General features: G+C 38.6%; 13 protein-coding genes and 1 tRNA gene. 3 read left to right on the top strand and 11 right to left on the bottom strand.

Annotated features, from left to right (window positions below):
* Nucleotides 1-19: 19 nt before the first annotated feature.
* The 7 genes from UR08_RS01460 to UR08_RS01430 form a co-directional block, all read right to left on the bottom strand.
* Complete coding sequence (locus tag UR08_RS01460) at nt 20-1,270, bottom strand: nucleotide sugar dehydrogenase (protein ID WP_115752679.1); 1,251 nt, start codon at nt 1,268-1,270, stop codon at nt 20-22.
* 61 nt (nt 1,271-1,331) lie between these two features.
* Complete coding sequence (locus tag UR08_RS01455) at nt 1,332-1,814, bottom strand: DUF4354 family protein (RefSeq protein ID WP_115751895.1); 483 nt, start codon at nt 1,812-1,814, stop codon at nt 1,332-1,334.
* Nucleotides 1,815-1,888: 74 nt separating this feature from the next.
* Nucleotides 1,889-4,351, bottom strand: a complete 2,463-nt coding sequence (locus UR08_RS01450) for an immunoglobulin-like domain-containing protein (protein ID WP_115751894.1) — start codon at nt 4,349-4,351, stop codon at nt 1,889-1,891.
* A gap of 103 nt (nt 4,352-4,454) precedes the next feature.
* On the bottom strand, nt 4,455-6,419 hold the full coding sequence (locus UR08_RS01445) for an immunoglobulin-like domain-containing protein (RefSeq protein WP_115751893.1): 1,965 nt from the start codon (nt 6,417-6,419) through the stop codon (nt 4,455-4,457).
* A 445-nt stretch (nt 6,420-6,864) separates the two neighbouring features.
* Entirely contained in the window at nt 6,865-7,467 is a 603-nt protein-coding gene (locus tag UR08_RS01440) for a cyclic nucleotide-binding domain-containing protein (RefSeq protein WP_115751892.1), read from the bottom strand.
* Between the two features lie 591 nt (nt 7,468-8,058).
* Entirely contained in the window at nt 8,059-8,361 is a 303-nt protein-coding gene (locus UR08_RS01435) for a HesB/YadR/YfhF family protein (protein WP_115751891.1), read from the bottom strand.
* A 166-nt stretch (nt 8,362-8,527) separates the two neighbouring features.
* On the bottom strand, nt 8,528-9,001 hold the full coding sequence (locus tag UR08_RS01430) for a Dps family protein (protein WP_115751890.1): 474 nt from the start codon (nt 8,999-9,001) through the stop codon (nt 8,528-8,530).
* 184 nt (nt 9,002-9,185) lie between these two features.
* Here UR08_RS01430 and UR08_RS01425 point away from each other — a divergent pair, with 184 nt between their 5' ends.
* From UR08_RS01425 to UR08_RS01415, 3 genes are all read left to right on the top strand, one after another.
* Entirely contained in the window at nt 9,186-9,908 is a 723-nt protein-coding gene (locus UR08_RS01425; protein ID WP_115751889.1) for an SMI1/KNR4 family protein, read from the top strand.
* Nucleotides 9,909-9,922: 14 nt separating this feature from the next.
* Nucleotides 9,923-10,393: a low molecular weight protein-tyrosine-phosphatase gene (locus UR08_RS01420; RefSeq protein ID WP_115751888.1), complete on the top strand. Its 471-nt coding sequence runs from the start codon at nt 9,923-9,925 to the stop codon at nt 10,391-10,393.
* Nucleotides 10,394-10,463: 70 nt separating this feature from the next.
* On the top strand, nt 10,464-10,625 hold the full coding sequence (locus UR08_RS01415) for a lmo0937 family membrane protein (RefSeq protein ID WP_115751887.1): 162 nt from the start codon (nt 10,464-10,466) through the stop codon (nt 10,623-10,625).
* 30 nt (nt 10,626-10,655) lie between these two features.
* Here the strand turns inward: UR08_RS01415 and nfsA are convergent, their stop codons facing one another.
* The 4 genes from nfsA to UR08_RS01395 form a co-directional block, all read right to left on the bottom strand.
* Nucleotides 10,656-11,393: an oxygen-insensitive NADPH nitroreductase gene (gene nfsA / locus UR08_RS01410; RefSeq protein ID WP_115751886.1), complete on the bottom strand. Its 738-nt coding sequence runs from the start codon at nt 11,391-11,393 to the stop codon at nt 10,656-10,658.
* Nucleotides 11,394-11,408: 15 nt separating this feature from the next.
* Nucleotides 11,409-11,918 carry a tRNA (uridine(34)/cytosine(34)/5-carboxymethylaminomethyluridine(34)-2'-O)-methyltransferase TrmL gene (trmL, locus tag UR08_RS01405; protein ID WP_115751885.1) on the bottom strand — a complete coding sequence of 170 codons (510 nt, stop codon included), beginning with the start codon at nt 11,916-11,918 and terminating at the stop codon, nt 11,409-11,411.
* Between the two features lie 10 nt (nt 11,919-11,928).
* Nucleotides 11,929-13,065: a tRNA epoxyqueuosine(34) reductase QueG gene (gene queG / locus UR08_RS01400; RefSeq protein ID WP_115751884.1), complete on the bottom strand. Its 1,137-nt coding sequence runs from the start codon at nt 13,063-13,065 to the stop codon at nt 11,929-11,931.
* A 94-nt stretch (nt 13,066-13,159) separates the two neighbouring features.
* Nucleotides 13,160-13,230: transfer RNA gene (locus UR08_RS01395), tRNA-Gly, on the bottom strand.
* Nucleotides 13,231-13,237 lie beyond the last annotated feature (7 nt).

Raw genomic sequence — 13,237 nt, 5'->3', positions numbered from 1 at the left:
ATCTATCATTCAAATAAATTTATTTAAAAATAGAAATATTCCCAAGATTATAACTTTTATTAAAGGCATCAGTCTCTTTTACACAATTTTTTGTATCAAATAAAATTGAAGTGCGCATACGTGCAATTATTTTTTGCGGTATTTTTTCAAATACATCATGATCTGTTAAAACAAGTGCTAAATCACTCTCATCAAGCGCCGATTCTAAGCTATTCGCACTAGAACTGGCTACAAAAGGATCAAATGTGCGAATCTGATAATTAGTCAAGGCCTTTAGCTTATCTGCAATTTGAATCGCTGGGCTTTCCCGCGTATCGTCCACATTTCCTTTATAGGCAAGACCCAAGATAGTGATCGTTTCACCTTGATTTTCAGCCATAATTGCGAGCACTTTTTGAATGACAAAATCTGGCATCTGTCGATTAATTTGTCTGGCTCTCAAAATGAGCTTTGCCTCTTCCGGCACTTCTGCAGCAATAAAATATGGATCGACTGCTAAACAGTGCCCTCCGACTCCTGGCCCCGGTTGATGAATGTTTACACGCGGATGCTTATTAGCCATTTCGATTACGCTTAGTGCATCAATATCTAGCCGCGCTCCAATTTGAACGAGTTCGTTTGCAAGAGCAATATTGACATCACGGTAAGTGTTTTCCATCAATTTTGATAGTTCCGCAACACTTGCAGCTGTGCCTAGCAACTCCCCTTTCACAAAAGTTCCATACACTTCTTTCCCCTTTGCCGTACATTTTCCCGTCACGCCACCAATGATCCGATTATTATAAACAAGCTCATATAAAATATTTCCTGGTAAAACACGTTCTGGGCAGTGAACTAAAAAGATGTCTTCTCCCACTTGAAAGCCTTCTTTTTCAATCAAAGGCTTGATCACATCTTCTGTTGTACGCGGAGAAATGGTAGATTCAATGATGACAATATTTCCTTTTTCTAAAAGCGGCAATATCCCGTTTACAGCTTTCTTCACATACGTCAAATCACATCCAAATTCACCTGCTACATTAGGCGTTGGGACTGCGATAATAAACACATCTCCAGCTTCTGGCGTGAGACTTGCTTTAAATTTATGCGCCGAAAGAGCTTTGTTTAAATAAGCTTCAAGTCCAGGCTCTTCAATTGGTACGTTGCCGCTATTCAAAAAATCTACTGTTCGCTCAGAAATATCCACACCAACTACATCTGCTCCGTGTTTGGCAAACATAAGTGAAGTTGGTAACCCGATATAGCCGAGGCCAATGGTCGTTATCTTCAACAAAAACACTTCTTCCATATATAAATTAGCCTAATTTCTCCATTAGGAACTTTGCTCTCCGTTATTTGACTTCCCAAGAAGCTAGCACTTTATCTTCTGGTTTATATTCAATTTTTTGTACATTCAATTTTTCAGCTACTGAAAAATAGACTGGTCCACTAATTGCTTTTCCTTTAGAAATTTCATTCCCAAAATTTTCTAATGAATCATCGATTTGAATTTCTTTGTCATCTTTTGTTTTTAAAACAAAATCAATCGATCCTAATCCCGACTTGGTATTCCCAACATTTCTCCCCTTCACGGTAAAACTATAGAGTTTTTTGGTTTGTTCTCCTTTTTTCATCTCACTGCTTTTATTTTGCTTCACCGTAAGTTCGAGTCCATTCACAACAATGGCTTTATTTAAATCACTATTGTTACTTTCCGAGCCACTTTTTACGGTTTGTTTTGATTCAGTTTTATCATTTTTTGTTTCCGCACTATTTGAGCAAGCCGCTAAAAATACTAGAAAAAGCGCACTCAAAGTCATTATCCATTTCTTCAATTTATTTCCTCCAGTCTTTTAAAGGCTAAGCATCAAGTAAAATCCTTGATGCTTAGCTCCATAGCAACATTTCTTTAAGGTAGAATTGTTACATTTTTTGTCGTTAGCAATTGATTGTTTTTGTCATAGCCTTCAATCGTCACATTGTCGTATGCTCGGATTTTATCTCTTCCGATGTAATAGCTAAATGAGCCACCACCAAAAGTACCACCCCACGCTTGTGGTTGACCGTTAACGTAAACCTTCGCAATACTAATGCCTCCACTAAAAGTTCCTTTGATTGTTGTGTCTCCTAGTTTATAAGTTGCTAAAGTAAATGCCCCTGTCAAATTAGAATGAACTGGGACCAATTTGCTATCTAATTTTTTACCATTCTTGTCATAAGCTTCTAATGTAACAATATCGCCTGGTTTAATTTGATCCGATTTTACATAGTAAGAGAATTGACCATTAGCGAAATTGCCGCCCCAAGAAATTGACCTACCATTTACAAAAAGACGAGCCGAACTGATATCACCTGTATAAGAACCTGAGATCATCGAAGTTCCTACCGTATAAGTTACCGGATAGATGGTTCCAGAAGTGCTAGCTGCTGCAACTTGAACATTCTTGCGGTCGAGTTCTTTCCCATTTTTATCAAGCGCAATGATATATACACTATCGCCTGCTTTAATTTTGTTTCCTACATAGTAAGAGAATGAACCATTACTGTTGAAAGTTCCACCAACAGACACATTAGAGCCGTTCACATAAAGCTTAGCCAAAGACACATCGCCTGTATAATAACCCGTTAAAGTAGCTTCTCCAGGTGTATAGACAACCGGATTAATTGTTCCGCGTGTTGATTCTTGAGTAATTTGAACCGGAACATTTTCTTGAAGAAGATTGTTATCTTTATCATAGGCGTTGAACGTTACACGATCACTTGGATGAATGTTTAATCCACCTGCATAGAAAGTAAATTGGCCATTATTAAAAGCGCCACCACTACGAATTGAAGTCCCGTTAATATACAAACGTACCCAAGAAACGTCGCCTGTATAGGCTCCTGTCATGTTAGCTTCACCGATTTTATATGCATTCGGGAAAATGTTACCTTTTGAAGAAGAAGAATTAGAATTATTGGTTACACTCAAGCGGTTAGGGATTAAAGCTCTCTTTTCTCCATTCAAATAACTGACTTCCCCTGAATAAGTAACATTGGTCTTGCCATCCGGCACTCTAGAAGGAGTATGAGAAACTCTCACATCATTGACTTCGCCAATATGCCCTTCTGTAATGTCTTGTTTCGTGAAATAGTTGATAACTCGATCAAATCTTTTTGGTGCGAAATCGTTGAAGTTTTCTCCTTTTTTCACGGTTAATTGGCGATTAAAGATTGAATCTCCAGGTAACGCATTTCTTTGTCCCGGAACCAAATCTTCTTCTGACATGTTCGTATTGTAAGTTCCTTCATTATCCCAGATTGACAAATAGCTATCCCAAGTAGAAATTCCATTTGAAGTTTGCGGATTATCATGTTCATGGCCTTGTTTGACAACCGCATGACGAATATCACCTGTGCCGCCAACTCCAGCCATTAATGAATTCTGATCTAAAAGATTGATTGTAAACTTAGCATGACGTGATTTGTCTGGGAACAAGCGCTTAGCAGTAAGCTCTTTGTTTTTTGTAATATCATCTGTATTCCCACTATATTTTGCCATATCAAATTTTAGTTTTCCTTCAGCCCAGCCATCCATGTTTCCAAGGATACCGCCACCAGGAATTGCGCCAACTAAAGCTAATGCACCTTCTGTTACGAGTGGATTATATTTGTTCCATTCTGCATTTGTTACTTCTGAGCGTTTGATCCCTCTAAGTAAGATTGAAAATTCATTTGGAGCATTTGGATTTAACTGAATCGAAGAGCGATCCCAAGTCAATCCCCAATTCAAATGAATCGGTGTAGGAATCCCAATTGCTTTAATATAAAAGTCGTCTTTTGTACTTGCTTGGGAAGCTGGCCAATCAATTGTGTCAATCATCGCTCTAGCGTCTACCCCTTTAGGGAAAACAAGATTGACCCGTGCGCCATAGTTTCCTTCACGGAAATTTTTGATATGTTCTGCTCCGTTTGTTGGTAAAATACTTCTGTTTAATACATTCCCTTGTAAAGGTACTCTTCCATAAGCAGTCAACGTCCCTGCTTCATATGGACTAGTTTGATTAACTGAAGGCGTGTAAGCAAATTCAGTTTTTTCATTATATGAAGTATTTCGTCGCTGAAGCATCAAAGTTGTAATACTCGTGTCAGCTGTAGAATGCAGAATTCTTGCATTCGCTTGAGCTTCTCTTTTTTGTCCTTCAGTTAACTGAATTTGGGCTGCTTTTGCTTTTCCTTCATCCAAAATTTGTTTTTCAGAAGCCATACTTGGTTGTGAGTGCTTAACTTCTTGTGCAAACCCTGTTGCAGGTAAGAAAGTGCTTCCAACTGTCACAGCAGCAAGTAGAGCTACTGCGCCCTTTTTCACATTGTCCTTATACTTTTTGTGCATAATTTTGACTTCTCCTTTTATTTTGATTTTTGTTATTGAGACTAAACGAATTTTTTGTCTTGATTTATTTTATCTTTTAACCGTTCCTTTACTTGTCATACTTTTACTTTACAAGTCCAGCAGAAGTAAGGACTCCCGATCTGCTTGAATTAACCAGAACTAATTTGCTATCTAATTTCTTACCGCTCTTGTCATAAGCTTCTAGTGCCACAAAATCGCCTAACTTAATCGAGCCTGGTTTTACGTAGTAAGAAAATTGGCCATTAGAGAAGCTGCCGCCCCAAGAAATCGAACGACCGTTAACAAGAAGATGAGCTAAGCTAACGTCCCCAGTATAAGAACCCAAAATCCCAGAACTTCCAACTGTGTATGCTCCTGGATAAATAGCTCCCCCAGTTACGCCTTGTACAATTTGAACCGAAACATTTCCTTGCAGAAGTTTATTGTTTTTGTCATACACATTAAATGTTACTCGATCACTTGGACGAACATTTAGGCCACCTGCGTAGAAAGTAAATTGTCCATTGTTAAATGTACCGCCACTTCGAACTGGAGTTCCATTAACATACAAACGTGCCCAAGAAACGTCGCCTGTATAAGCTCCTGTCATGTTAAGTTCCCCTACTCGATAAGCATTCGGAGAAATATTTCCTTGGGTATTCGAAGAAGAAGAACCATTCGTTACATTTAAATGGTTAGGGATTAATTCCCTTGTTTGCCCATCTGTATACCTTACATTTCCTGTATATTTAACCTCTGTTGTTCCATTGCCTACTTTTGTAGGAGTATGGGAAACTGAAACACTATCAATCAACCCTATATAGCCATTTGTTACATTTTCTTTTGTAAAGTAGTTGATAACCCGGTCGAAACGATTCTTTTTAAAATCATTAAAGTTATCGCCATTTTTCATAGCAATATTTCGGTTGAAAATAGAATTCCCAGGAAGCGCATTTTTCTCACCCGGCACTAGATCTTCCTCTATGGTATTCGTATTATATCCTTGTTCGTTATCCCAAATTGAAAGATAGCTATCCCAAGTAGGAACACCATTTGATGTTTGCGGATTGTCATATTCATGTCCTCCGCGAACTTCCGCTTTACTAATGTTACCTTTTCCAGAAGTTGAAGCAATCAAAGCATTTTGATCTAAAACATTCATTGTATATTTAGCCATGTGATTCTCATCTGGAAAGAGCCGTTTAGCTGTTAATTCTTTATTTTTAGTAACATCATCTGTATTCCCGAGATATTTTGACATATCAAATTTAATTGCACCTTCTACCCAGCCATCCATGTTTCCTAAAATTCCGCCGCCTGGAAGGGCTCCGATAAAGGCTAAAGCACCATAAGTGACAGCAGGATTATATTTTTCCCACTCCGCGTCACTAACTTCTGCTTTTTTAATCCCTCTAACGACGATAGAAAATTCATTAGGTTTTTGATTATTCACAATAACACTTGTTTGGTCAAATTTTATTCCCCAGGTTAAATGCACCGGAGTAGGAATTCCAATTGCTTTGATATAAAAATCATTTTTAGTTGTTTTTTGAGTTGCTTGCCAGTCGATTGTTTCAACCATAGCCTTGGCATCTACACCTTTAGGAAATACAAACTTAACTCGTGCCCCGTAGTTTCCTTCTTCAAAATTTTTGATATGCTCTATTCCGTTTGTTGGTAGTATACTTCTGTTGAATACATTCCCTTGCATTGGAATTCTCGCATAAAGATTTAAAGTTCCCCCATCATACGGACTAGCTGCATTAGCTTTTGGAGTATACGTAAATTCAGTTTTCAAATTAGCCGTTGTATTTCTCTTTTTCAACATTAATGATGTAATTGTATTATCTGCCGTAACTATCGCTCTTGTGTTTTCTTTAACTGCTTTTTCCTCTTTAGCTGACAATTCAAATTTTGCAGCTTTTTGTTTTCCTTCTTCAATGATTTCTTGCTTTGTTAAATTATTTCCCTCAGCTGCTTGAACAGGATATGCGGTGCTAAATCCCACAGAGGCCATTAATAAAGCAATAGCCGTAATCTTACTTGCATGTTTTAATCTACTTTTCAACCTTGTCTCACCTTTTCCATTTTAATTGATATGTGTACTTTTTTAGCATCAAAGTTGTCATGCTTTCATCTGTTGAAAGGCACAACTCATACTCTTTACTGTCAGTTTCTTTAGCTAACTTAGATACTTTTTCTAAAGTTATCTCTCGAAAAGCAAATCGTAGAGGCAAATTGCAACATTCTTTCTAAGGTTCTCAACAGTGTAAGCATGTAGGCTAAGTGGCATTAACTAAGTAAATAGGATTGACTGCGCTTTTTCTTACGATCCCCTTCCTCTACAATCCTTTGTGTATAGTTTTGTGTGTACCTCCTTTCTCCTGTTTTACTACTTTGAATGGATGCTACTTTTTTATCGCCTTAATCAACCACTCCCAATCACAGATATTTAGGTTTTTGGGGCTGGGATATACCTATAAACCCAAAAATTCTTTTCTATCTCTTAGAATTTAAGGTTTTTTCTTCTCCAAACGGTAAATATTAGAACTGATAAAATTTTCATCCACGTTTAAAATCTTTCCAAGTGCTCGATGTGTGAGGCCATGATTATCTTGGTCACCCGTTAAATTCAACACGCCCCACTGCAACCTTTGCAAGCGCGTTCCTTGAAGAACCTGACCTCGTTCCTCATAGTAAACATATTTTTGTACAATATATTTCAGAATAACTTCCGCAAACTCAGAATAATTAGCGCAAAAATTTAATAAATACTCTTTGTCGATCGAAATAATCTCTGTATCTTCCACAGCTGTCATTTTAAATGAAAAGTTCATCCCTATATCAGAAAGATTTTCGATTGCGACTAATTCATTCTCAGAAAAGGACTCATAAATCTCGTTATCCACTTTTCGAGGTGTTTTCATTATTGTCGAGTGCATGATTTTTCGAACTAATACTTGCCCGCTCTCAACAAAATAAACTCTAGTCGGATCTTGAACATAAAAGCTTCTTTTTTTCTTCAGTTGCATTTTCATCATCCAATGCGGCTCAACGCTATTACTCTCTAGGACTGCCATCATTTCTTTGATTTTTGATCCAAGATTTTGTGCCACCTTCTGTCCCCCTTTGCTCCAACTTCCCTTTTGACTGCGTACCCTCAGTATAATTCTTCTTTTTGGTTTAAAAATCCATAAATATAAAGTATCTTTGACGAAATTATGTATAAATTATGAACTAGGTCTTATGTTTCCTTTGTTAGAGCTCATTTTTCAAAAAAGACACTAAAAAAAGAAGCCCCCAAAAACCCAATTCTGATCTTTGTAAGCTAATTTCGCTTATAAAAAAAAAGATTTTGTCTGAACATCGCTGAAATTAAGTCATTTCTTCCTTTATCACTGCAGCTAATCGTATAAAGTTAATCATGCCAACTTCCCTTCGTGTAGCTTTCAATCAAATCCCCCTGGACATGCCCACTCCCCCCTCATATTGTACTCTATTCGCTCAAATTCAAGTATAGATTCTTTTAAAGGGTTTGTATAGCTCACTCGGAAACATTGAGATACTATTTAAAAAACAAATTCTTCATTAATAGATCCTTTTCCGATCTTTCATTCTCTCGATCATAAAAAAGACCCCTTTGATAAAAAATCAAAGGGGTCTTCATTTCATCGCCATCTAGCAAAAAACTAGATAATCCAATAAATTTATTTTACTTTTTCGCGGTGAGAAAATTTCACTTCTTCCGTTTTCGGATCATAATCAATTGCCCAGTCATGATCCTTGAAAAACCAAAAATCATGATCTTCAATAAAAAACTTAAGGTCGCCTTCATTAACAGTCACAACTGCCTCAACAGGTGGTTCAGCAGCTATTCCGATTGAAAAACCGGGATGCAAGGAACTATTGGAACCGCCGTATTTTGCAAATAGACGAATACCATTTTCACCAGAAACATCAAATTCGTCCTTAAACCAGTTGCGCGCTTTTTCCGTCACTTTAATTTCCATATCCTCACTCCTTCAGTTTAATGTAAGATTAGCAGATTCTCGCATAAAAAGCACATTATCTGCTTCCTCAAGTATCCTACATTTTACCACGAAAAAAGATTTTAAAACACGAGGCAAGAAAAAAAGACCCCGATGCCTTTTTGACATCCGAGTCTCTCTTGTCATTTTATTTTTCAAGCGGAGCTTTTCCAAGGAAAGCTTTAAACATCCAAATATGTTTATCAATGCTTGTTTTAAATCCAATTAGCATATCGTTTGAAACATCGTCGCCTTCTTTTTCAGTCAGCTTAATGCCTTGTTGATATTCATCACGAAGCAATTCAAGCGTAGCAACCAAGTCTTCCATCATTTCGTCCATCGTTTTTGGTTTTGTATAAGGTGCTTCTTCTACACTTGCGTTTTCCAAAAATTCTTTAAGTGTGCTGAATGGACTTCCACCAATTGCAAGTAAGCGTTCCGCCACTTCATCCATTTGTTCCCCAAATTCACTGTACAAATCGTCCATTTTTTCATGCATCGTGAAGAAATTGCGACCGCGCATGTACCAGTGAATTTGATGGATCTTCACCGTAAAGACATTTAAATTAGCTACTTGGTGGTTCAAGAATTCTTTCGTGTCTACTGAATTAATGGTTTTCATGTTTATTAGCTCCTTTTAAATTATAATTATTATCATTTAATAATTATTATAGTATATTTTTTCACAGATGTCTAGCCACGATGCCTCACTAGTTCCTTTATACCACATTTTGGATAAATAAAACGTCAATTTGAATTGCATCTTCTGAGAAACTTCGGCATAATAAAAGCGGAGGTGTTACAACATGTGGCCTGACGCAAGTAAAGTAGCGGCAAAAGAAAAATCTATTTTGCAATTTGAAGCGCAAGAAAATATTCACTTACCTAAAAGCTATAAAGAACTCATCCGCCTACAAAATGGCGGCTTACTGCGGAAAAACCTTCTAAAAACGAGTGAACCCACTTCTTACGGTTTTGACTTTTTAGAAATTTACCGGCTTTTCGGGCTTCATGAGCTCATCACAGCAATCCTGTTTCAAGACCAAAATCCACTTCCCGGCAAGAAAATTTATTTTTCTCAAGATAATAATCGTTTTCTTGGATTTGACTATCAAACAAGCGACCCAAGCATTCTTTATGTCGACTTCGAAACGCTACAAGTTTTACCAGTAGCAGAGAATTTCAAGGATTTTCTGGATAAACTTTATGACGCCGAATTTGCAAATGGCGAGCTTTCCACTTATAGCCATGATAAGCTTGAAATCATGCTTCAGAGTCGCTCAGTAATCGCACAGGAAGCCATTCTAGCAGAACTTGAAGACGACGCAGATAAAGAATGGTATTTTTATCAATTAAAGAAACTGATAGCAGCAGGAAACGAAGAGAGTGCTTATCGGCTTTTTGAAAATCAAATTTTGTATTTCAAGCGGAAACTACCAAAAGAAACCGTGGATGCTTTCTTTCCGCTTTTCCATAACCAAACAGAAAAATGGGCATCCTTAAAAAAAGAATGGGAAGATAATTATTAACAGGAGGTTGAAGCATGATTAAAGTCATTTTTGTTTGTCTAGGCAACATCTGCCGTTCACCAATGGCAGAAGGACTATTTAAAAAATTAGTTCAAGATGAAGGACTTGCGGATCAATTTACCGTAGATTCCGCCGCAACGGGTTCTTGGAATTTGGGGAATCCTCCTCACCGAGGAACGCAACAAGTTCTAAAAAAATATCACGTAGATACAAGCGGCATGCGAGCGCGAAAAATTAATCGTGATGATTATTTGACTGCCGACTACATTATCGGCATGGATGAGAATAATCTGGCAGATATTGAAGCTTTACGTGATCCAGCATCGCAGGCTTTTGTAAGTAAACTCATGGATTTCGTTTCAAATCCTGAAAAAACAAACATTCCTGATCCTTACTACACAGGAGACTTTGAGGAAACCGAGCGCCTGATAACCGCTGGCGTAAAAGGACTCCTTGCCACCATTCGACGTGAAAAACAGCTTTAATGTTTCAAAAACCCGGCTTACGGGAAAAAGAAGTGAGCGAATCAAAAGAAGTAAGAATTGAGGGAATCACATGCTTGGAATCATTTGGGGAATCATTGTCATTTTGTTTGTATTTTGGTTGATCGGAATCATCTTCCATATTGCGGGCGGCTTAATTAACATTCTTCTAGTCGTTATCTTAATTTTGATTATCTGGAATTTGATCCAATCCGCCCGTAATAAAAGAAAATAAAAAAAGGTTTGCCGCACTCGGCAAACCTTTTTATTTAAGTCCTAGTCTTTGTTTTTCAATAAAAGCTTTCATATCCATCCGGACGGGTTTTTTCATACCCTCTGCAATTTGATCGGTCCATGTTTCATTTCGAACGCCACCTGTTCGATTCGTGTAGTAATCACTGATCGTCGTATCATAAGCTTCATAAAGCGCTGTTTCTTTCGTTTGATACTCATTTTCATGATAAACAAGTTGATACGGCATCCGTGGCTTCGGTGCTGAATTTTGCTCTGGATAGCCAATTGTAAGTCCAAAAAGTGGAATAGCATATTCTGGGATATTTAAAAGCGCTGAGACGCGCTCAATGTCATTTCGAATGGCACCGATATAACAGATTCCAAGTCCCATTGCTTCGGCAGCAACCGCCATGTTTTGTGCCGCAAGGGCTGCATCGATGACAGCTACGAGCATTTTTTCTGTTGTTTCAAGAGAAGCTGGATTTTCTCTTTTGCTTTCTGCAATTTGTTTGTTTCGGTTTAAGTCGGCTACAAAAACGAAAAGTTGCCCTGTTTTTTCCACATAGCTCATCCCGCCGGAGATTCTTGCCAGTTCCTTGCGAATTTTCGGATCACTGACACCAATAATGGAATAAGCTTGGACAAAATTGGACGTTGAAGCAGCCTGAGCACTTTCGACAAGCAAACGGATTTGGTCTTCTGAAAGTGGCTTATCTAAAAAAGCCCGAACTGAATAATGGCTGAGTAATTGTTCAACAGTTTGATTCATTGTACACGCTCTCCTTTAATCCTCAAATATTTTTCGATCGTAGTGCGGCATCTGATCGAGATCAAGAAACGCTTGCTGTCTTAAAGCTTCGTATACTAAAATGGCCGCTGTATTCGACAAATTTAGCGAGCGAATTTTATCTGTCATCGGAATTCGAAGGGCTGTCTCTTCATGTTTTCGTAAAAGTTCATCTGGAAGTCCTGTCGTTTCTTTTCCAAAAATAAAATAATGATGCTCATTTGCATCGCTATAATCAACGTCACTATAAAGATGGCGTCCAAATTTGGTAATCATATAATAATGCCCATCTGGATTTTTTGCAAAGAATTCATCTAGCGAGTCATAATAAGTCAAGTGAACATGGTCCCAGTAATCCAGTCCCGCTCGTTTCAACATTTTGTCATCCGTGCTGAATCCAAGTGGGCGAATTAAATGCAGATGCGTATCTGTTCCGGCACAAGTTCGCGAAATGTTCCCTGTATTGGCAGGGATTTCTGGTTGATAAAGTACAACATGATTTGGCATAGTTTCTTCCTCACTTTGTCTCTATGATTTTTTTGGCATTTTCAAGTTCCATAAGGACTTCTTCCTCTTCTTCTACCGTAAGCGCCTTGTGGATAGCTTGTTCCGCTTTTTCGCCGCCAATTTTAGCAAGCGCCCAGGCTGAGGTTCCACGGATAACGGGCCGAGGATCGTTTGTTAGGCAATCAATCAATGGCTCTATCGCCGTTTTATCTTTGTAGCGCGCTAGTACGATAATGGCATTTCGTTGAATCGGCTTTTTACCACGCCATGATCCAGCCATATCGCCAAATTTTTCTTTAAATTCACGATTAGAAATTTTGAGCAACGGCTTGAGCTCTGGGCGGACAAGTTCAGGATCCGGCTCCATAGCTTCATGAAAATGGAAATCTTTGCCGCGATTATACGGGCACACTACTTGGCAAGTATCACAGCCATAAAGGCGATTATGTAAAACTTCGCGATACTCTTCTTCAAGAAAGTCTTTAGTTTGCGTTAAATAGCTTAGACAGATTTTGGGATTCATTTTCCCTTCTCCAAGCAGTGAACCCGTTGGACAAGCTTTGACGCACTGATTGCAATCCCCACACAAATCCCCGATCGGCTCATCTGGTGGAAAAGCTAAATTCGTGATCATTTCGCCAAGGTAAACCCAAGAACCATATTCTTTAGTTATAAGTAGTGTATTTTTACCTCGAGCACCAATCCCCGCTCGCTCTGCAACAGCTACATCCGAAAGTTCACCGGTATCGACCATTGATTTCATGACAGCATCCGGAACGCGTTCCTTGATAAATGCCTCAAGGAGCGCTAGTTTTTCTCGCAAAATCGTGTGGTAGTCGATTCCCCATGAAGCCCGCGCAAATACGCCCCGCCTCGCCTCTTTTCGGCTAACTGGACTCATCTTTAATTTGGACGGGTAGCTGAGTGCAATCGCGATGATCGATTTAGGCTCGTTAAAAATACGATCTGGGTAGACACGCTCTTCAAGCACCGGATGTTCAAAGCCGGTTAGCACATCTTCTTTTTCCGCTATTTCAAGGCGCTCTTTCAAAAAGAGAAAGGGATCCGCTGTTGTAAAACCGATTTTTTGGATGCCGATTTCTGTGGCGTATGCCTGAATGTCTGCTTTTAATTGCTCTAAATCCACTGCGCTTCCTCCACCTTTCTTGCCTAGAAAATAAATAAACGCAATGCTTCGCTTAAAAAGGTCGAAACACTGCGTTAGTAACAGTTTTATAAAGAGCGGGTGAGGAGAATCGAACTCCCGACAACAGCTTGGAAGGCTGTGGTTTTACCACTAAACTACACCCGCATCATGA

Origin of the sequence: Listeria kieliensis (assembly GCF_003369925.1) — a bacterium.
GTDB lineage: Bacteria > Bacillota > Bacilli > Lactobacillales > Listeriaceae > Listeria > Listeria kieliensis_A.
The sequence above is the reverse complement of the archived record's forward strand: the minus strand, read 5'-3'. Positions and strand labels throughout refer to the sequence as shown.